We start from the raw sequence: 18,778 nt of genomic DNA on the forward strand, positions 1-18,778 counted from the left end.
AGCCGCACACCGGTACGGCCCCGCGCCCCGCCGGAGTCATCCCGGCCGGCGCCAGGAGGCCCGGGACGCCTGTCGCATCAGTCTGCGGTGACGCCGGCCCGTCAGGCGGTCCGCGTAGATCCTCCCGTCCAGGTGGTCGCACTCGTGCTGGAGGCAGCGGGCGAAGAAGCCGGTGCCGTGGACGGTGACCGGATCGCCGGTCACGGTGAAGCCCTCGACCACCGCGTGGTCGTGGCGCTCCGTGCCCGCCTCCAGGCCCGGCAGGGACAGGCAGCCCTCCGGGCCGCGGATCACCACCCCGTCCGCCGCCACCAGGCGCGGGTTCACGATATGTCCGAGATGCCGGACATCCTCGTCGTCGGGGCAGTCGTAGACGAACACCCTCAGCGACTCCCCGACCTGGTTCGCCGCCAGTCCCACCCCCTGCGCCGCGTACATCGTGGCGAACAAGTCCTCCACGAGCCGGGAGAGTTCGGGGCCGAAGTCGGTGACCTCCGCGCACGGGGCGTGCAGGACGGGGTCGCCGAGCAGGGTGAGGGGCCGGACGCGCCCGTGGGCGCCCGGGATCGAGCCGTGTCGCATGGGCGCAAGGGTACGGTTCCCTCAGCCGCCCTGGCCCCGTGGGCACGGGCCGGGATTCGGGAGTGCGAATGGATCTCGATAGGCTGACCACCACCACGTTGCCGACAGGCCCCAGGCGCGGCGCGTACGCAAGGAGGATCGAGAACTGATGGCAGGCAACTCGGACCCGCTCACGCCGCGGGCCAAGCTGGCCGTGACCGCGGGCAAGGCGGTCGCTGCGGCATCCCGTGCCGCGGGACGCGGCAGCGGTTCGGTGATCGGTGGCCGGGTCGCGCTGAAACTCGACCCCGACCTCCTCGCCCGGCTCGCCCAGAACCTGGACGTCGTCCTGGTCTCGGCGACCAACGGCAAGACGACCACCACGCGGCTGATCGCCGAGGCGCTGCGGGCCGCGGGCCCGGTGGTGTCCAACGCGCTGGGCGCCAACATGCCGGCCGGCATCACCTCGGCGCTCGCCGGCGGCTCGGACGCCAAGTACGGCGTCATCGAGGTCGACGAGAAGTACCTCGCGGGCGTCGCCCGGGACACCGACCCCAAGTGCATCGCGCTGCTGAACCTCTCGCGCGACCAGCTCGACCGGGCCGCCGAGACCCGCATGCTCGCGGAGAACTGGCGCGAGGGCCTGGCCGGCTCCAAGGCCGTGATCGTGGCGAACGCCGACGACCCGCTGGTCGTGTGGGCGGCCTCGTCCTCCCCGAACGTGATCTGGGTCGCCGCCGGGCAGATGTGGAAGGACGACGCCTGGTCCTGCCCCGCCTGCGGCGGTGTGATGCAGCGCCCCGGCGACGACTGGTTCTGCGGCGAGTGCGGCTTCCGCCGCCCCACCCCGACCTGGGCGCTCTCCGGCGACCACGTCCTCGACCCGCACGGTTCGGCCTGGCCGATCCACCTCCAGCTGCCGGGCCGCGCCAACAAGGCCAACGCCGCCAGCTCGGCCGCCGTCGCCGCCGTGTTCGGCGTGCCGCCGCAGGTCGCGCTGGAGCGCATGTACCAGGTGCAGGCCGTGGCCGGACGCTACGACGTCGTCCAGTTCCAGGGCCGTGACCTGCGGCTGCTGCTGGCGAAGAACCCCGCCGGGTGGCTGGAGACGTTCTCCCTGATCGACCCGCCGCCCACCCCGGTGATCCTCTCCGTGAACGCGCGCGGCGCCGACGGCACCGACACCTCCTGGCTGTGGGACGTCGACTACACCCGGCTCACCGGCCACCCGATCTTCGTCATCGGCGACCGCAAGCTGGACCTGGCGGTGCGCCTGGAGGTCGCCAACCAGCACTTCCAGGTCTGCGAGAACCTCGACCAGGCCGTGCAGACGTGCCCGCCGGGCCGGATCGAGGTCATCGCGAACTACACCGCGTTCCAGGACCTGCGCCGCCGCGTCGGCAACTGAGTGAGTCGAAGGACAGTGACCATGAGCGACAACAGCCTGCGGATCGTCTGGATCTACCCCGACCTGCTCAGCACCTACGGCGACCAGGGCAACGCCCTCGTCGTGGAGCGCCGGGCGCGGCAGCGGGGCCTGGACGTGGCCCGTCTCGACGTGCGCAGCGACCAGCCGATCCCGACGTCCGGCGACATCTACCTCATCGGCGGCGGCGAGGACCGGCCGCAGCGGCTCGCGGCCGAGCGGCTGCGCCGGGACGGCGGCCTGTACCGGGCGGTGGAGAACGGCGCGATCGTCTTCTCGGTGTGCGCCGGCTACCAGATCCTCGGCCACGAGTTCATCAACGACCTCGGCCAGCGCGAGCCCGGCCTCGGCCTGCTCGACGTGGTGTCGGTGCGCGGTGAGGGCGAGCGGTGCGTCGGCGACGTGCTCGGGGACATCGACCCGCGGCTCGGGCTGCCGCCGCTGACCGGGTTCGAGAACCACCAGGGCGTCACCCACCTCGGCCCCACCGCCCGCCCGCTCGCCCAGGTGCGGCTCGGCAAGGGCAACGGCACCGGCGACGGCACGGAGGGTGCGTACAACGACACCGTGTTCGGCACGTACATGCACGGTCCCGTCCTCGCCCGCAACCCGCTCATCGCGGACCACCTGCTGAAGCTGGCCCTCGATGTGAACGCGCTGCCGCCGGTGGACGACCGCTGGTACGAGGCGCTGCGCAACGAGCGCATCGCGGCCGCTCAGCAGCCTGCGTGACCACGGCTGCGCGGCAGTCCGCGCAACCGGTTGTCGACCTGTGGTTCACCAGCCCGTCTGACGGTACGTCCGCACAGGTGAGCGGGGTCGTCCAGCAGGCGGACGCACGCTTCGGCCCCGCCCCCTTGTGCCGCTAGGGTGGCGGGGATTCCCGCCGGACAACGTGGTCCGGTCCCCGGCCCACATCGAGAAGGTAAACGGGCTATGCGCATTGGTGTCCTCACGTCCGGCGGCGACTGCCCCGGCCTGAACGCCGTCATCCGGTCCGTCGTGCACCGTGCCGTCGCCGACCACGGCGACGAGGTCATCGGTTTCCGGGACGGCTGGAAAGGCCTCCTGGAGTGCGACTATCTGAAGCTCGACCTGGACGCCGTCGGCGGCATCCTGGCCCGCGGCGGCACCATCCTCGGCTCCTCCCGGGTCCGTCCCGAGCATCTGCGGGACGGCGTGGAGCGGGCCAGGGGCCATGTCGCCGAGCTGGGTCTCGACGCGATCATCCCGATCGGCGGCGAGGGCACGCTGAAGGCGGCCCGGCTGCTGTCCGACAACGGCCTGCCGATCGTGGGCGTGCCGAAGACCATCGACAACGACATCGCGGTCACCGACGTCACCTTCGGCTTCGACACGGCCGTCGGCGTCGCCACCGAGGCGCTGGACCGGCTGAAGACCACCGCCGAGTCCCACCAGCGGGTGCTGATCGTCGAGGTCATGGGGCGGCACACCGGCTGGATAGCGCTGCACTCCGGGATGGCGGCGGGAGCCCACGCCATCGTCGTGCCGGAGCGGCCGTTCGACATCGACGAGCTGACGGCGCGGGTCGGCGAGCGGTTCGAGGCGGGCAAGCGGTTCGCCATCGTCGTCGCGGCGGAGGGGGCCAAGCCGAAGCCCGGCAGCATGGCCTTCGACGAGGGCGGAAAGGACATCTACGGCCACGAGCGGTTCGCCGGGATCGCCCGGCAGCTCTCCGTCGAGCTGGAGCGGCGGCTCGACAAGGAGGCCCGTCCGGTCATCCTCGGCCACGTCCAGCGGGGCGGGACGCCGACGGCGTACGACCGGGTGCTGGCGACGCGGTTCGGCTGGCACGCGGTGGAGGCCGCTCATCGCGGTGAGTTCGGGATGATGACGGCGCTTCGCGGGACCGACATCGTGATGGTGTCGCTGGCGGAGGCTGTCGAGTCCTTGAAGACCGTGCCGGAGTCTCGGTACGCGGAAGCGGAGTGCGTGCTGTAGCCGTCCGGCAAGTGCGGGTTCGTGGGGCCGGTCGCGCCCACGCGGCGGAGCCGCGGACAGACGCGGCCCCGCGCCCCTGAAGTGAGCATCCCCGCCCCCGGTCGAGAGGTCGACCGGGGGCAGCTCTACTCTTGTGGGCGGACATCAGCACAAACCCCCCACGAATCAGGAGCCGGCGGATGGATCACAGCGGGCACGGCATGATGATGGATCTGCCGCCGTTCACGCTGGGGCGAGGGCTTCAGTGGTCCGCGGACCCGTTCTTCCTCGTCGCGTGTCTGCTGGGACTGGCGCTCTACACGTGGGGCGTCGTCCGGCTGACCCGGCGGGGTGACAAGTGGCCGGTGGGCCGGACCGCCTTCTTCTTCGCCGGTGTGCTCAGCATCGGGCTCATGATGAACACCAAGCTGAACGACTACGGCATGGTCATGTTCAGCGTGCACATGGTGCAGCACATGGTGATCAGCATGCTGTCGCCGATCCTGATCCTGCTCGGCGCGCCGATCACGCTGGCGCTGCGGGCGCTGCCGCCGGCCGCACGCGGCAGCAAGGGGCCCCGCGAGCTGCTGTTGATGCTGCTGCACAGCCGGTACATGCGGATCATCACCCATCCGGTCTTCACCATCCCGCTGTTCATCGCCAGCCTGTACGGCCTGTACTTCACCCCGCTGTTCGACTTCCTCATGGAGTCCAAGCCGGGGCACATCGCGATGATGGTGCACTTCCTCGCGACCGGCCTGGTCTTCTTCTGGCCGATCATGGGCGTGGACCCGGGTCCGCACCGGCCCGGCTATCTGATGCGGATGCTGGAGCTGTTCGCGGGCATGCCGTTCCACGCGTTCTTCGGCATCGCGCTGATGATGGCCTCGCAGCCCATGGTCAAGACCTACACCGATCCGCCCGCCTCCCTCGGCATCGACGCCCTCTCCGACCAGAACGCGGCCGGCGGCATCGCCTGGGCGTTCAGCGAGATCCCGTCCGTGCTCGTGCTGATCGTGCTGCTGTTCCAGTGGTACGGCTCGGAGCAGCGGCAGGCCAAGCGCAAGGACCGCGCCGCCGACCGGGACGGCGACAAGGAGCTCGAGGCGTACAACGCCTACCTGGCCTCACTGAACGCACAGAGCCGCTGACCTCCTCCTCCCGCCCGGGCCCTCACCCGGCCGGACACGGCCTGCGCCCGCGAGGTGGCGCCGGGTGACCACGGGTTCGGTCCGCCGGTGCACGCGGCGGGGTCGTGGACCGGCCACGGGGCCCGGAAATCGGGCAGACATCTGGTCGTCCGCGCCCTAAGAAGGCGGAACGGGGGCACCATGGAGGGGGACGAACCATGAGGAGGGTGTTGCGATGCCCGGTTCCACGGACGGCTCGACGAAGACCATGGGGGTGCTCACCCTGGGCGGCCTCGTCATGGTGACCGCCTACACGGTGGCGCTCGGCAGCAACGGCTGGCTGTGGTTCGGCTGGGTCGTGCTGGGTCTGATCACCCTGGGCATGGTGGCCACCCGCACCACCTGACCCCGGCCCCTCCCCTACTCCTGGGCGAGGCGCCCCGCCGAGTGCACCCCCGGCTGGTACTTGGGCAGCCGGGCGGTGACTTTCATGCCCGCGCCCACGGCGGTCTCGATGACCAGGCCGTGGTCGTCGCCGTACACCTGGCGGAGCCGGTCGTCGACGTTGGACAGGCCGATCCCGCCGGACGGGCTGACCTCCCCGGCGAGGATGCGGCGCAGCAGCTCGGGGTCCATTCCGGCGCCGTCGTCCTCGATGACCACCAGGGCCTCGGCGCCCGCGTCCTGCGCGGTGATGCTGATCCGGCAGGTGCCGGCCTTGCCCTCCAGGCCGTGTTTGACGGCGTTCTCCACCAGCGGCTGGAGGCACAGGTACGGCAGGGTCACCGGTAGCACCTCGGGGGCGATCTGCAGGGTGACGGAGAGCCGGTCGCCGAAGCGGGCCCGGACGAGGGCCAGGTAGTGGTCGATGGCGTGGAGTTCGTCGGCGAGGGTGGTGAAGTCGCCGTGCCGGCGAAACGAGTAGCGGGTGAAGTCGGCGAACTCGAGGAGCAGTTCGCGGGCGCGTTCGGGGTCGGTACGGACGAACGAGGCGATCACCGCGAGCGAGTTGAAGATGAAGTGCGGGGAGATCTGGGCGCGCAGGGCCTTGATCTCGGCCTCGATCAGCCGGGTCCGGGAGCGGTCCAGGTCGGCGAGTTCGAGCTGTACGGAGACCCAGCGGGCGACCTCGGCGGCGGCCCGCACGAGGACCGCGGACTCGCGCGGGGCGCAGGCGACGAGGGCGCCGTGGACGCGGTCGTCGACGGTGAGCGGGGCGACCACGGCCCAGCGCAGCGGGCAGTCCGGCTCGTCGCAGGCGAGCGGGAAGGCCTCGCCGCGGCCGGTCTCCAGCGGGCCGGTGAGCCGGTCCAGCACCTCGGCGCGGTGATGGCCGCCGACGCCGTCCCAGGCCAGTACCCCGGTGTCGTCGGTGAGGCACAGCGCGTCCGTGCCGAGCAGGGTGCGCAGCCGGCGGGCGGATCTGCGGGCCGTCTCCTCGGTGAGCCCGGCCCGCAGCGGCGGCGCGGCCAGGGAGGCGGTGTGCAGGGTCTGGAAGGTGGCGTGCTCGACGGGGCTGCCGAGGCCGCCCGGGGCCTGGGTGCGGGCGGTGCGCCGGCCGAGCCAGAAACCGGCGGCGAGCAGGGGCAGGGCGGCCACGCAGAGGCCGGCGAGGAAGCCGCTCACGCCTTCACCTCCGTGCGCAGCTGTTCCGGCAGGTGGAAGCGGGCCAGGATGGCCGCCGTGCCGGCCGGGACCCGGGCCGGGGTGGCGAGCGACACCAGGATCATGGTGAGGAAGCCGAGCGGCACCGACCACAGGGCGGGCCAGGCGAGCAGGGCGTGCAGCGGACCGCCGCCGGGGAAGCCGGCCATGGTGGCGGCGACGGCGGCGAACGCGGAGCCGCCGCCGACCAGCATCCCGGCCGCCGCGCCGGGCGGGGTGAGCCGCCGCCACCAGATGCCGAGGACGAGCAGCGGGCAGAACGAGGACGCCGAGACGGCGAAGGCGAGGCCGACCGCGTCGGCGACGGGCAGACCGCCGACCAGGACGCTCGCCGCGAGCGGGGCGGCCATGGCGAGCAGCGTGCCGAGCCGGAAGTGCCGTACGCCGCGCGCGGGCAGCACGTCCTGGGTGAGCACTCCGGCGACGGCCATGGCGAGCCCGGAGGCGGTGGACAGGAACGCGGCGAAGGCGCCGCCGGCGAGCAGCGCCCCGAGCAGGTCGCCGGCGACTCCGCCGATCATCCGGCCGGGCAGCAGCAGGACGGCGGCGTCGGCGTCGCCGGTGAGGGTGAGTTCGGGGGCGTAGAGGCGGCCGAGCGCGCCGTAGACCGGGGGCAGCAGGTAGAAGGCTCCGATCAGGGCGAGGACGGCGACGGTGGTGCGGCGGGCGGCGACGCCGTGCGGGCTGGTGTAGAACCGGACGACCACGTGGGGCAGGCCCATGGTGCCGAGGAAGGTGGCGAGGATCAGTCCGTACGTGGCGTACAGCGGGCGTTCCTCGCGGCCCGCGGCGAGCGAGGTCGACATGCCGGCGTTGCTGCCGCGGTCGGCGGCGGGGACGGGGGTGCCGGGGGCGAAGGTGAGGCGGGTGCCCTGGTCGACGCGGTGGGTTCCGGCGGGCAGGCGGATCTCGGTGCCGTCGTGGGCGCGGCCGTTCACGGTGCCGTCGACGGTGACCGTCAGGGGTCGTTCCAGGCGCAGGTCGAGGGTGGTGTCGACGCGGACGGCGCGCTGTTCGCGGAAGCCGGGCGGTTCGTCGAACGGGCGGCGGGGGGCGCCGTCGGCCTGCCAGGCGAGGAGGAGGAAGAAGGCGGGGACGAGCAGGGCGGTCAGTTTCAGCCAGTACTGGAAGGCCTGGACGAAGGTGATGCTGCGCATGCCGCCCGCGGCGACGATGGCGACGACGACGACCGCCACGATGATCCCGCCGAGCCAGTCGGGCACCCCGGTCAGCACGGTGAGGGTGAGTCCAGCGCCCTGGAGCTGGGGCAGCAGGTAGAGCCAGCCGACGCCGACGACGAAGGCGCCCGCGAGCCGCCGCACCGCCTGGGAGGCGAGCCGGGCCTCGGCGAAGTCGGGCAGGGTGTAGGCGCCGGAGCGGCGCAGCGGGGCGGCGACGAAGAGCAGCAGGACGACGTAGCCGGCGGTGTAGCCGACCGGGTACCAGAGCATGTCCGGGCCCTGGACGAGGACCAGGCCGGCGATGCCGAGGAAGGAGGCGGCGGACAGGTACTCGCCGCTGATGGCGGCGGCGTTCAGGCGGGGCCCTACGGTGCGGGAGGCGACGTAGAAGTCGGAGGTGGTGCGGGAGATGCGCAGGCCGAAGGCGCCGACGAGGACGGTGGCGAGCACGACGAGCGCGACGGCGGGGACGGCGTAGTTCGAGTTCATCGCGGAGGGGGTCAGCGGTCCTCGACCAGGCGGACGAAGTCGCGTTCGTTGCGTTCGGCGCGGCGGACGTACCAGTGGGCGAGCAGGACGAGCGGGGCGTAGAGGCAGAAGCCGAGCACCAGCCACTGGAGGCGGCCGGCGTTCGGTGCCGCCGCGAAGACGAGCGGCAGCGGGCCGATCAGCAGGGCGAGGACGGCGCAGCCGGTGAGGGCGGCGCGCAGCTGGCTGCGTATGAGGGAGCGCACGTAGGTGTGGCCGAGGGTGGTCTGCTCGGCGATCTCGGTGCGGGGGCGGTAGGCGCCGGGGGTGTGGGGGTCCCGCCCGCGCGGGCGAGGCCGGGCGTGGGGAAGGGTGCGGCGCGGCGGGCCGGTGACGACCACGCGCCGGTCGGCGGGGCTGTTCGGCACGGTCATGGCCTCCTCATCAGCAGGTCCCGCAGTTCACGGGCGTGGCGGCGGCTGACCTGGAGTTCCTCGGAGCCGACGAGGACGCTGACGGTGCCCGCGTCGAGGCGGAGCTCGTCGATGTGGCGCAGGGCGACCAGGTGGCGGCGGTGGATGCGGACGAAGCCGCGGGAGCGCCAGCGGTCCTCCAGGGTGGACAGCGGGATGCGGACCAGGTGGCTGCTGCCCTGCCCGGTGTGCAGCCGGGCGTAGTCGCCCTGTGCCTCGACGTGGGTGATGTCGTCGACGGCGACGAAGCGGGTGACTCCGCCCAGCTCCACGGCCATGTGGTCGGGGTCGGGTTCGTGCACGGGGATGCGGGGGGTGGTGCCGCGCAGGTCGGCGGCGCGTCGTACGGCTTCGGCGAGGCGTTCCTTGCGGACGGGTTTGAGGACGTAGTCGACCGCCTCGAGGTCGAAGGCCTGGACGGCGAAGTCCTCGTGGGCGGTGACGAAGACGACCAGCGGGGGGCGGGCGAAGCCGGTGAGCAGCCGGGCCAGGTCGAGTCCGTCGAGGCCGGGCATCTGGATGTCGAGGAAGACCACGTCGATCGCCTCGGGGCCGTCGGGGCCGGACTCCAGGGCGCGGTTGATCCGGCGCAGCGCCTCGGTCGCGTCGCCGGCGCCCTCGGCGCTGCCGATGCGGGGGTCGGCGTGCAGGAGGTAGAGGAGTTCCTCCAGGGAGGGGCGTTCGTCGTCGACGGCCAGGGCGCGCAGCATGAACCCGGAGTGTAGGAGCAATTCCTGCGCCTGCACACGGGCCGACGCGGGGAGGTTCCTCGCCGTCGCCGATGCGTTCCCGCTGGATACAGTGCCGCCATGAACAGCAGGCCCGCACCCTTCGACGAACTCGACCGGAAGATCGTCACCGCGCTGATGGCGAACGCGCGGACCAGTTTCGCCGAGATCGGGGCGGCGATCGGGCTGTCGGCGACGGCGGTGAAGCGCCGGGTGGACCGGCTGCGGGAGACCGGGGTGATCACCGGGTTCACGGCGACGGTGAAGCCGTCGGCGCTGGGCTGGCGGACCGAGGCGTACGTCGAGGTGTACTGCGAGGGCGCGGCACCGCCGCGGCGGCTGGCGGAGGTGGTGCGCAACCATCCGGAGATCACCGCGGCGATGACGGTGACGGGCGGGGCGGACGCGCTGCTGCATGTGCGGGCGCGGGACGTGGCGCACTTCGAGGAGGTGCTGGAGCGGATCCGCGCGGAGCCGTTCATCCGGAAGACGATCAGTGTGATGGTGCTGTCCCATCTGCTGCCGGACAGTCCGGAGGCGGGCGCCAGCCATCCGGCGCCGGACGATCCGGGGCACGACTCCGGCATCGACGCATCGGACGTGCGTCTCACCTGATCACAACGCAGCAATCCTGCGTAGGTGCGCAGCTTTCGTTTCTTGTCGGGCGTCGGTTCGCTTTCTACCGTTGTGTCAACCCCCAGTAGACACCGCAGGAAGCGGAGGAACCCCTCTGTGTCCGACAGCCGTGTGCCGCGCCGGCGGCGCTTCCTCGTCTGCGAACCCAGACACTTCGCCGTGCAGTACGCGATCAACCCCTGGATGCATCCCGACGTCCGGGTCGACGTCGACCTCGCGCAGGAGCAGTGGCAGAAGCTGATCGCCGCCTACCGTGCCCATGGCCATACGGTCGACAGCGTGGAGCCGGTGGCGGGCCTGCCGGACATGGTCTTCGCCGCCAACTCGGCGCTCGTCGTCGGCGGCCGGGTCTTCGGCTCGCTCTTCCACGCGCCCGAACGCCGTCCGGAGTCCGTGCACTACGAGACCTGGTTCAAGACGGCGGGCTACGAAGTCCACCGGCCGGAGTCGGTGTGCGAGGGCGAGGGCGACCTGGTGTGGACGGGCCGGTACGTGCTGGCCGGCACCGGGTTCCGCACCACCCGGGAGGCGCACCGCGAGGCGCAGGAGTTCTTCGGCCACCCGGTGATCAGCCTGACCCTGGTGGACCCGTACTTCTACCACCTGGACACGGCGCTGTTCGTGCTCGACGACTCCGCCGGCGGCAACAACATCGTGTACTACCCGGAGGCGTTCTCCCCCGGCAGCCGCGAGGTGCTGAAGCGGCTGTACCCGGACGCGGTGCTCGCCACCCGCGACGACGCGATGGCGTTCGGCCTCAACTCCGTCTCCGACGGCCGCCACGTCTTCATCGCCCCGCGGGCCGAGGCGCTTGCCGCCCGGCTCGACGACCACGGCTATGTCCCCGTCCCCGTCGACCTGTCGGAGTTCCACAAGGCCGGCGGCGGCGTCAAGTGCTGCACTCAGGAGATCCGTTCATGACCGCACCCGCCCGCACCACCCGTGACTCCGCCGAGCTGATCGCCGCCGAGGAGCCCGTCCTCGCGCACAACTACCACCCGCTGCCCGTGGTGGTGGCCCGCGCCGAGGGCACCTGGGTGGAGGACGTCGAGGGCCGCCGCTACCTGGACATGCTGGCCGGCTACTCGGCGCTCAACTTCGGCCACCGCCACCCGGATCTCGTCGAGGCCGCCCACCGCCAGCTGGACCGTCTCACCCTCACCTCCCGCGCCTTCCACAACGACCGGCTCGCCGAGTTCGCCGAGCGCCTGGCCGCCCTGACCGGGCAGGACATGGTGCTGCCGATGAACACGGGCGCGGAGGCCGTGGAGAGCGGCATCAAGGTGGCCCGCAAGTGGGCGTACGACGTCAAGGGCGTGCCCGCCGACCGGGCGACGATCGTGGTCGCGGCGGAGAACTTCCACGGCCGGACCACGACGATCGTCAGCTTCTCCACGGACGAGGTGGCCCGGACCGGCTTCGGCCCGTTCACACCCGGGTTCCGGGTCGTCCCGTACAACGACCTGGCGGCGCTGGAGGCGGCTGTCGACGAGACCACGGCGGCGGTGCTGATCGAGCCGATCCAGGGCGAGGCGGGCGTCGTCATTCCCGACGACGGCTATCTGGCCGGGGTGCGGGAGCTGACCCGCCGCGCGGGCTGTCTGTTCATCGCCGACGAGATCCAGTCCGGGCTCGGCCGCACCGGCCGCACCCTCGCCGTCGAGCACGAGGACGTCGTCCCGGACGTCGTGCTGCTCGGCAAGGCGCTGGGCGGCGGCATCGTGCCCGTGTCGGCGGTGGTCGCGCGCCGGGAGGTGCTGGGGGTGCTGCACCCGGGTGAGCACGGCTCGACCTTCGGCGGCAACCCGCTGGCCGCCGCCGTCGGCACGGCCGTCGTCGACCTGCTGGAGAGCGGCGAGTTCCAGCGCCGGGCCGCCGAGCTGGGCGTGGTGCTGCGGGGTGGTCTGAGCGAGCTGGCCGGCAAGGGCGTGGTCGGCTTCCGTGCGCGCGGTCTGTGGGCGGGCGTCGACATCGACCCGGCCATCGGCACCGGCCGCGAGATCAGCGAGCGTCTGATGCGGGAGGGCGTCCTGGTCAAGGACACCCACGGCTCGACGATCCGCCTGGCGCCGCCGCTGACCATCACCGGGGAGGAACTGCGCACGGCGCTCGGAGCGTTGGAGAAGGTACTGACGCAGGGCTGAGCGCCGGGGAGCCCGCGGGGTGGGGGCCGTGCCGCCGTGGCCGGTACGGCCCCCACCCGGCGGCTGGCGATGGACGCGGACGGCGGTCGCGCCGACGCGGGCGCCAGGGCAGCCAGTCGGCGGCGGCCTCGCCCTGCTCAGCGACTGCTGGTGAACCGCCGTCAGAACCGCCCGCGGCGCCTTCACGTCGGACAGGAGGCCGGCGCACGCCACCGCTCTCGGCACCGCCGGGTGATCGGGGCGTCGCCATCGGTCGGACGAGGCCGGGGCCGGGTAGCTGTAGAACATACCGGCAGCCCCTGACACGAGGAGCGACCCTTGTTCTACACCATGCTCAAGTACGTGTTGCTCGGACCGCTGCTGCGGCTGGTCTTCCGCCCCCGGATCGAAGGGCTGGAGCACGTTCCCGCGTCGGGGCCGGCCATCGTCGCCGGGAACCATCTGTCGTTCTCGGACCACTTCCTGATGCCCGCGGTGCTGAAGCGGCGGATCACCTTCCTGGCGAAGGCGGAGTACTTCACGGGCCCCGGACTGAAGGGGCGGCTCACCGCCGCCTTCTTCCGCAGCGCGGGGCAGATCCCGGTGGACCGCTCCGGGAAGGACGCGGGACAGGCGGCGATCCGGGAAGGGCTCGGGGTGCTGGGCAAGGACGAGTTGCTCGGGATCTACCCGGAGGGCACCCGGTCGCACGACGGGCGGCTGTACAAGGGGAAGGTCGGGGTCGCGGTGATGGCGCTGAGGGCCGGCGTGCCGGTCGTGCCGTGCGCGATGATCGGCACCTTCGAGGCCCAGCCGCCCGGCCGGAAGCTGCCCCGCGTCCGTCCGGTGACGATCCGCTTCGGCGAGCCGCTGGACTTCTCCCGGTACGCCGGGATGGAGAACGAGAAGGCGATCCTGCGCGCGGTCACGGACGAGATCATGTACGCGATCCTGTCGCTGTCCGGGCAGGAGTACGTCGACCGGTACGCGGCGGACGTGAAGGCGGCGGAGGCCGCCGCCGAGGAACGCAAGGAGCGCCCCTTCCGGCGGCTGCCGCTGAGCTGACCTCCGGCACGTCAGGCGAGACGGGCCCGGGCGACCCAGTGGTGGTCGCGGGGCGGGCACAGCCGCTCGGGCGGCGCCGGCACCCAGCGGCAGCCGCCCGCGGCGAGTTGCCGCAGCGTGTACGCCTCCGCCTGCCAGCCGCACCGGTTCAGAAGGCCGCCGAAGTCCTCCAGGCCGAGCCGGAACGCGGATCCGCGGGCCTGCATGAACGCCAGGAAAGAGGCGTTCGCGGGATCGCGGAAGTAGGCGGCGTGCGGGGCGTCGGCCAGCAGGACCGAGCCGGGGCTCGACATCTGCTCGATACGCGTGAGCAGCCGCGTGAAGTGCTCGGACTCCAGGTAGGGCAGCAGGCCTTCGACGATCCAGACCGCGGGTCTCGCCCCGTCGTAGCCCGCGTCTCCCAGCCTCCGCGGCCAGGTGCTGCCCCGGAGGTCGTCGCCGAGGGTGACACGACGGCAGGTGAGACGGTCCTCGACGGGGGCGAGCAGCGCGTCCTTGGCCTCCAGCTGCCCCGGCAGGTCGATCTCGAAGAACCGCGTGTCCGCGGGGAGCGGGAGACGCCAGGCGCGGGTGTCGCCGCCCGCCGCGAGACAGACCACCTGGGTGATCCCCTCGGCCATCGCCTCGCCGAGCGCGATGTCGCCGAAGCGGCCTCGCACGATCACGGATCCCACCGTGCCGCCGGCGGCCAGCGCCTCCTGTGCCAGCGCCCTGGACCGCGGCGTGCTCAGCAGCGCCGCATGAGGGTCCGCCAGGTACGCGTCGGGGCGATCGTTCTCCCTGGCCCTGATCACGGCGGTGATGAAACTCGTCTCCTTGACGGCCGTGTGCCCGTCGTCCCGCCGGGTCCCGTCCGTCATCGCGCGCCCCCGGCGGACAGCGACGGCCTGGTGTTCACCCAGTCCTGGTCGAACTTCCCGGTCACGGCATAGCCGCGGGAGATCTCCGCGAGTTCCTCCTCGCTGAAGACGTCCCGTACGTCGCCGAATCCGCCGGGGGCTCTTCGGTGCGCCATCGTGAGTACCCTTTCCGGGCCGAGGGAGCGGTTGCTCCGCTGCAGTTCCGTCATCTGCGGCCGGCGTTCCTCTTCGTAGGCCCGCAGGGCCGTCCCGGCGTCGCGGTGCCGGGCGAGATGCCAGGCGAGCACGCGCGCGTCGATGACGGCCTGGGTGGCTCCGTTGGATCCGGCGGGATACATGGCGTGCGCGGCGTCGCCGAGGAGGGTCACGCTGCCGAAGGTCCACCGCGGGAGGGGATCCCGGTCGATCATCGGATACCGCTGGATGTCCGGTGTCCGTTCGATCAGCGCGGCCAGGTCCACCCCGGGCGGTGCCCAGTCGCCGAGCTGACGCAGGATGACCTTCCGTCTCTCCGCGGCGTCCGTGGCGGACCGCGCCTCGGAGCGCTCGTCGGGAAAGGCGGCCACCCAGTTGATCAGGGTCCGGTGCGCCGTCTCGTCCCGGTCGATCGGATAGAGGACGAGCCGCCTCCGGTCGTCTCCCAGGACGGCCATGGACTCGCCGGTCAGGAAGGGCGGTCCCCAGACGGTTCCCCGGTACAACGTCATGCCGTTCGTCGGGGGCGGCCCTTCGCCGGGATACAGCGCCGCTCGTACGGCGGAACGAATGCCGTCGGCGCCGATGAGCAGATCCGTCTCGACGGTCCTCGTGGCGCCGTCCCGGTTCGCGAAGACCGCGCGGGTCCGGCCGGGAGTGCGGTCCAGGCCGACGAGCCGGGCGTCGGTGACGAGCGCGCCGTCTCCGAGGCGGCGCCGTGTCTCCTCGGCCAGCGCCGTCACGAGGCGGGCGCGGGAGACCGACAGCTGCGGCCACCGGTATCCCGCCGCCAGGCCGCGGTCCTCGCGCCACACCAGGGTGCCGCGCGGGTTGTACATCGCCAGTTCCCGCGTCCTGATCGCCCGTTGTCGCACCGCGTCCAGCAGTCCGAGTTCGTCGAGTTCGCGCACGGCGTTGGGCAGGATGTTCAGTCCCAGTCCGTGGGGGCGGAGGCCGGGCTCCGCCTCGAAGACGGTCACGTCGCGGAATCCGGCCGCGTGGAGACTGACCGCGGTGGCCAGTCCGGCTACCCCGGAACCGGCGATGGTGATTCTCATCGCCCACCCACCATGGCTCCGTTCTTCCGGGTGAGGGTGAGGATCTCCTCCAGGAGTTCCACACTTCCCCCGCCACTGCCCAGTTCGTAGAGCCGTACCTCGGCGCGGTAGGCCCGGCGCGCCATCACCAGGTGTTTCCCGCGGAAGGAGGTGAGCGACCTGAGGGCCTTCCGCAGTCCCCGTGCGCTGGACCGCGCGTACTCCCCGGACGCGGAACGGGAATCCGCGAGCGTGGCGACGACCCGTGAGGTGATGGACGGCATCTCGGTCCACTCGGCATGCCGCTCGCGCCAGCCGGGGAGGGTGTGCGAGGCGACCTCGTCACAGAAGGTGAGGTAGTCCCTGCTGCCCCGGTCGGAGGCCCAGAGCAGCAGGTCGATGAGGAAGAGCGGGATGTGCGCGGCGGCCGGTCCCATGTAGGTGCGGCCCGCTATGCGCACCTCCTCGAAGAACGGTCTGAGCACGAGCGCGAAGAACTCGGGGGTGACCTCCGCGAGGACACCGCTCATCGCCTTGTCGGCGGCCGTGATGTGCGACGCCAGCGACGACATCCCGGCGGCGCCGTCCGGGGCGCGGAGGTCTTCGTACTGCAAGGAGCGCCCGACCGTCACCGCCTTCGCCAGCTCCGGCACGCAGGTGCGCACCGCGTGGATGAGGCTGCGCTCCATCGGCTGCCCGCTGTAGAGCCGTTCGCGCTCCCCCACCGGATTCCAGCAGGTGTAGTGGTAGACGGTGTCCCGCGGGATCATGTGCGTGCGCCGTCCGAGCAGTTGGAACAGTTCCGTCGCGCCCGGGATGATGTCGAAGGCGGACACTCCGTGCCGTTTGAGACTGCCGAGATACATGCCCAGGTCGCGCATGGCGGCGAGACATTCCGGCAGGGTGAAGGAGGCGACGCGCTCAGGGGGAGGAAGTGCCTCTCGGAGAACTCTCGCCAGCGCGGCGACGTCCCCGTTCTCGTTCATTTTCGGCAATGACCTGAGGTCTTCGTCCAGCTCCAGCGGATCGAGCTGTCTGACCTTCTCACTGTGTTCCTCGGACGTCACGTCCAGGTGCGTCCTGCAGTCCATGTGAACCAACTCTCCGACGAGGATCCATGAGCCGCCCGCCGGCACGAAGGTAGTACTGACCGGTCAATGCCTTCTTTGGCTTGAAACTAAGGTGAAACCAACCCTTGCGGGCCGGTCGGCACATGACGGAGGGGCGGCCGGTGTGGCACCGGCCGCCCCTTCCGCTCGTACGGATCGCGCTTACGGCTTGGGCGTGGCGTGCGGGGCGCAGGTCACGTTCCCGGCGTCCAGCTTCCCGGTGAGCAGGTAGGCGTCCACCCGCTCGTTGATGCAGGAGTTGACCAGGCTGGACACCCCGTGGGAGCCGGCGTCCTTCTCGGTGATCAGGCGGGAGCCCTTGAACCGCTTGTGCAGTTCGAGCGCACCGCCGTAGGGGGTGGCCGCGTCGCGCTCCGCCTGGACGATCAGCACCGGCGGCAGGCCCTTGCCGGTCCTCACGTCCACCGGGGTCCGCTGCTTGACCGGCCAGGTCGCGCACGGCAGGTTCATCCAGGCGTTGGACCAGGTGAGGAACGGGTGGTCGCGGTGCAGCCGGGTGTTGTCCCGGTCCCAGCGCTCCCAGCTCGTCGGCCACTTGGCGTCGGCGCACTCGACCGCCGTGTAGACGGCGTTGCCGTTCTCGGAGGCGGCGTTGCCCGCGGTGTCGCTCAGATCGGGAGCGGCCGCGTCGACGAGGGCCTGGGTGTCACCCGCGACGTACTTGCTGAACACGGTGGCCACCGGCACCCACGCGGAGTCGTAGTACGGCGCGCTCTGGAAGAAGCCGGTCAGTTCGGCCGGGCCGACGACCCCGCCGAGGGGCTCCTTCTTGGCGGTGGCGCGCAGCTGGAGCCACTTGGCCTGCACCTCGGCGCGGGTGGTGCCGAGGTGGAAGGTGGCGTCGTTCTTCGCGACCCAGTCCTGCCAGTCCTGCCAGCGGGTCTCGAAGGCGACGTCCTGGTCCAGGTTGGCCTGGTACCAGATCTTCTCGCGGGACGGGTTGACCACGCTGTCGGTGATCATGCGGCGCACGTGGCCCGGGAAGAGGGTGCCGTAGACGGCGCCCAGGTAGGTGCCGTAGGAGACGCCGAGGAAGTTGAGCTTCCGCTCGCCGAGCGCGGCGCGGATGACGTCGAGGTCGCGCGCGGTGTTCGGGGTCGTCATGTGCGGCAGCATCGCGCCGCTGCGCTCGTAGCAGCCCTCGGCGTACTCGCGGGCCAGCTTGCGCTGGGCGAGCTTGTCGGCCTCGGAGTCGGGCACCGGGTCCATCTTGGGCGCCTTGACGAACTCCTGCGGGTCGACGCAGGAGATGGGCGCCGACTTGCCGACGCCGCGCGGGTCGAAGCCGACGAAGTCGTAGGCCTTGGCGACGTTCTGCCACACCGGCGCCTTGGTGGTGACACGGCGCGGGAAGCGCAGGCCGGAGCCGCCGGGTCCGCCCGGGTTGTAGACGAGGGCGCCCTGCCGTTCGGCCTGGGTGCCGGTGTTGCCGACGCGGTCCACGGCGATCTTGATCTGCTTGCCGTACGGCTTGGCGTAGTCGAGCGGCACGGTGACCCAGCCGCACTGGATGGGCTTCTCCAGCCCCCAGTCCGCCGGGCAGTCCTGCCAGTCGATGCCCCGGTGCGCGGCGCGGGCCGCGGCGATCGCGACGCCCCGGGCCTCGCGGTCCTGACCGTGACGGGCCTCGGCGGCGGCCCGGTCGGTGCCGGTCGTGGCGCCCGCATCGGCGCTGGCCGTCGGTGCCGCGACCGCGCCGGCTATCAGGGTCGCCGCGACGAGCGCCCCGGCCGAGCCGAGCGCCGCCGTCCGCCTGTTCGGTCTGTTGTCCCTCAAGTCGGGTCTCCCCCTGCGTCGTTGCGATGGACAGGGGGATCCTGGCCGCTGGGCGGGTGCCGGGAACAGGGGCGCACCGGCTTCTTTGCCAATCCGATAACCGGATAAGACCATCCCGCTGAGCGGAATGTCCTGACCGGGGGGACTATCCGAGGTCCGCCAGCGCCCCGTCCAGCAGCCGGCGCAGCCGCAACGCGTCCGGCGCCACCGCGCTCACCAGTACGGCGGGCCCGGCGAGCGGCAGCACGGCGGCCCCGTCCCCGAGCGTCCGCGCCGCCACCGGACGCATCGCGAACTCCGGCCGCACCACGACGAGCTGTCCCACCGCACGGTGTCCGCCCAGCCCGGCGGAACCGTCCCAGCCGCCGGGCTGGGCGGACACC

General features: G+C 71.9%; 18 protein-coding genes and 1 pseudogene. 9 read left to right on the top strand and 10 right to left on the bottom strand.

Annotation, left to right across the window (positions count from 1 at the left end):
* Positions 1-36: 36 nt before the first annotated feature.
* Positions 37-582, bottom strand: coding sequence for a peptide deformylase (gene def, locus CCN42_RS15735; protein ID WP_086736322.1), 546 nt, complete (start codon positions 580-582; stop codon positions 37-39).
* Between the two features lie 148 nt (positions 583-730).
* On the opposite strand from def, the gene CCN42_RS15740 reads away from it, so the two are divergent.
* The 5 genes from CCN42_RS15740 to CCN42_RS41315 all read left to right on the top strand — a co-directional run bounded on the left by CCN42_RS15740 (position 731) and on the right by CCN42_RS41315 (position 5,464).
* Positions 731-1,969 (top strand): MurT ligase domain-containing protein, encoded by a 1,239-nt coding sequence (locus CCN42_RS15740; RefSeq protein WP_086736324.1) that lies wholly within the window; start codon positions 731-733, stop codon positions 1,967-1,969.
* Positions 1,970-1,990: 21 nt separating this feature from the next.
* On the top strand, positions 1,991-2,719 hold the full coding sequence (locus CCN42_RS15745; protein WP_043498624.1) for a type 1 glutamine amidotransferase: 729 nt from the start codon (positions 1,991-1,993) through the stop codon (positions 2,717-2,719).
* A 204-nt stretch (positions 2,720-2,923) separates the two neighbouring features.
* Complete coding sequence (locus CCN42_RS15750; protein WP_043498626.1) at positions 2,924-3,949, top strand: 6-phosphofructokinase; 1,026 nt, start codon at positions 2,924-2,926, stop codon at positions 3,947-3,949.
* A gap of 179 nt (positions 3,950-4,128) precedes the next feature.
* The gene (locus tag CCN42_RS15755) at positions 4,129-5,079 is read left to right on the top strand and encodes a cytochrome c oxidase assembly protein (RefSeq protein WP_086169478.1); all 951 of its coding nucleotides are present in this window, start codon (positions 4,129-4,131) and stop codon (positions 5,077-5,079) included.
* 214 nt (positions 5,080-5,293) lie between these two features.
* Positions 5,294-5,464 carry a hypothetical protein gene (locus CCN42_RS41315; protein ID WP_107427597.1) on the top strand — a complete coding sequence of 57 codons (171 nt, stop codon included), beginning with the start codon at positions 5,294-5,296 and terminating at the stop codon, positions 5,462-5,464.
* A gap of 14 nt (positions 5,465-5,478) precedes the next feature.
* Here the strand turns inward: CCN42_RS41315 and CCN42_RS15760 are convergent, their stop codons facing one another.
* Genes CCN42_RS15760 through CCN42_RS15775 form a run of 4 tightly spaced genes read right to left on the bottom strand, consistent with a single transcriptional unit; the run spans position 5,479 to position 9,555 of the window.
* Complete coding sequence (locus CCN42_RS15760; protein WP_086736326.1) at positions 5,479-6,684, bottom strand: sensor histidine kinase; 1,206 nt, start codon at positions 6,682-6,684, stop codon at positions 5,479-5,481.
* Positions 6,681-8,393 (bottom strand): sodium/solute symporter, encoded by a 1,713-nt coding sequence (locus CCN42_RS15765; RefSeq protein ID WP_086736328.1) that lies wholly within the window; start codon positions 8,391-8,393, stop codon positions 6,681-6,683. Before CCN42_RS15765 ends, CCN42_RS15760 begins: the two co-directional genes overlap by 4 nt.
* A gap of 11 nt (positions 8,394-8,404) precedes the next feature.
* The gene (locus tag CCN42_RS15770) at positions 8,405-8,800 is read right to left on the bottom strand and encodes a hypothetical protein (protein ID WP_086736345.1); all 396 of its coding nucleotides are present in this window, start codon (positions 8,798-8,800) and stop codon (positions 8,405-8,407) included.
* A 2-nt stretch (positions 8,801-8,802) separates the two neighbouring features.
* Positions 8,803-9,555 (bottom strand): LytR/AlgR family response regulator transcription factor, encoded by a 753-nt coding sequence (locus CCN42_RS15775; RefSeq protein ID WP_086736330.1) that lies wholly within the window; start codon positions 9,553-9,555, stop codon positions 8,803-8,805.
* Positions 9,556-9,654: 99 nt separating this feature from the next.
* Here CCN42_RS15775 and CCN42_RS15780 point away from each other — a divergent pair, with 99 nt between their 5' ends.
* The 4 genes from CCN42_RS15780 (at position 9,655) to CCN42_RS15795 (ending at position 13,397) form a co-directional block, all read left to right on the top strand.
* Positions 9,655-10,188 (top strand): Lrp/AsnC family transcriptional regulator, encoded by a 534-nt coding sequence (locus CCN42_RS15780; RefSeq protein WP_086736332.1) that lies wholly within the window; start codon positions 9,655-9,657, stop codon positions 10,186-10,188.
* Positions 10,189-10,305: 117 nt separating this feature from the next.
* Entirely contained in the window at positions 10,306-11,130 is an 825-nt protein-coding gene (gene ddaH / locus CCN42_RS15785) for a dimethylargininase (protein WP_086169473.1), read from the top strand.
* The gene (rocD, locus tag CCN42_RS15790; protein ID WP_086736334.1) at positions 11,127-12,353 is read left to right on the top strand and encodes an ornithine--oxo-acid transaminase; all 1,227 of its coding nucleotides are present in this window, start codon (positions 11,127-11,129) and stop codon (positions 12,351-12,353) included. The genes ddaH and rocD overlap by 4 nt, the downstream gene beginning before the upstream one ends.
* Positions 12,354-12,671: 318 nt before the next feature.
* Positions 12,672-13,397 carry a lysophospholipid acyltransferase family protein gene (locus tag CCN42_RS15795; RefSeq protein ID WP_086736336.1) on the top strand — a complete coding sequence of 242 codons (726 nt, stop codon included), beginning with the start codon at positions 12,672-12,674 and terminating at the stop codon, positions 13,395-13,397.
* Between the two features lie 11 nt (positions 13,398-13,408).
* Here CCN42_RS15795 and CCN42_RS15800 read toward each other — a convergent pair whose 3' ends face one another.
* The 5 genes and pseudogenes from CCN42_RS15800 to CCN42_RS15820 form a co-directional block, all read right to left on the bottom strand.
* Complete coding sequence (locus tag CCN42_RS15800; RefSeq protein WP_086736338.1) at positions 13,409-14,257, bottom strand: class I SAM-dependent methyltransferase; 849 nt, start codon at positions 14,255-14,257, stop codon at positions 13,409-13,411.
* Positions 14,254-15,510 (bottom strand): FAD-dependent monooxygenase, encoded by a 1,257-nt coding sequence (locus CCN42_RS15805; protein ID WP_086736340.1) that lies wholly within the window; start codon positions 15,508-15,510, stop codon positions 14,254-14,256. The genes CCN42_RS15800 and CCN42_RS15805 overlap by 4 nt, the downstream gene beginning before the upstream one ends.
* Positions 15,507-16,580, bottom strand: coding sequence for a monodechloroaminopyrrolnitrin synthase PrnB family protein (locus CCN42_RS15810; protein WP_086736341.1), 1,074 nt, complete (start codon positions 16,578-16,580; stop codon positions 15,507-15,509). Before CCN42_RS15810 ends, CCN42_RS15805 begins: the two co-directional genes overlap by 4 nt.
* A gap of 180 nt (positions 16,581-16,760) precedes the next feature.
* Positions 16,761-18,395, bottom strand: a complete 1,635-nt coding sequence (locus tag CCN42_RS15815; protein ID WP_211294714.1) for an alpha/beta hydrolase — start codon at positions 18,393-18,395, stop codon at positions 16,761-16,763.
* Positions 18,396-18,540: 145 nt separating this feature from the next.
* Positions 18,541-18,778: pseudogene (locus CCN42_RS15820) on the bottom strand (urease accessory protein UreD); the annotation flags it as partial.

This window comes from Streptomyces glaucescens (genome assembly GCF_002154375.1).
Classification (GTDB): Bacteria; Actinomycetota; Actinomycetes; order Streptomycetales; family Streptomycetaceae; genus Streptomyces; species Streptomyces glaucescens.

Coding starts and splice junctions, on each gene's coding strand:
- def (WP_086736322.1), bottom strand. CDS start 582: ATGCGACACGGCTCGATCCCGGGCGCCCACGGGCGCGTCCGGCCCCTC.
- CCN42_RS15800 (WP_086736338.1), bottom strand. CDS start 14,257: ATGACGGACGGGACCCGGCGGGACGACGGGCACACGGCCGTCAAGGAG.
- CCN42_RS15745 (WP_043498624.1), top strand. CDS start 1,991: ATGAGCGACAACAGCCTGCGGATCGTCTGGATCTACCCCGACCTGCTC.
- CCN42_RS41315 (WP_107427597.1), top strand. CDS start 5,294: ATGCCCGGTTCCACGGACGGCTCGACGAAGACCATGGGGGTGCTCACC.
- CCN42_RS15780 (WP_086736332.1), top strand. CDS start 9,655: ATGAACAGCAGGCCCGCACCCTTCGACGAACTCGACCGGAAGATCGTC.
- CCN42_RS15810 (WP_086736341.1), bottom strand. CDS start 16,580: ATGGACTGCAGGACGCACCTGGACGTGACGTCCGAGGAACACAGTGAG.
- CCN42_RS15775 (WP_086736330.1), bottom strand. CDS start 9,555: ATGCTGCGCGCCCTGGCCGTCGACGACGAACGCCCCTCCCTGGAGGAA.
- CCN42_RS15805 (WP_086736340.1), bottom strand. CDS start 15,510: ATGAGAATCACCATCGCCGGTTCCGGGGTAGCCGGACTGGCCACCGCG.
- CCN42_RS15755 (WP_086169478.1), top strand. CDS start 4,129: ATGGATCACAGCGGGCACGGCATGATGATGGATCTGCCGCCGTTCACG.
- rocD (WP_086736334.1), top strand. CDS start 11,127: ATGACCGCACCCGCCCGCACCACCCGTGACTCCGCCGAGCTGATCGCC.
- CCN42_RS15750 (WP_043498626.1), top strand. CDS start 2,924: ATGCGCATTGGTGTCCTCACGTCCGGCGGCGACTGCCCCGGCCTGAAC.
- CCN42_RS15765 (WP_086736328.1), bottom strand. CDS start 8,393: ATGAACTCGAACTACGCCGTCCCCGCCGTCGCGCTCGTCGTGCTCGCC.
- CCN42_RS15740 (WP_086736324.1), top strand. CDS start 731: ATGGCAGGCAACTCGGACCCGCTCACGCCGCGGGCCAAGCTGGCCGTG.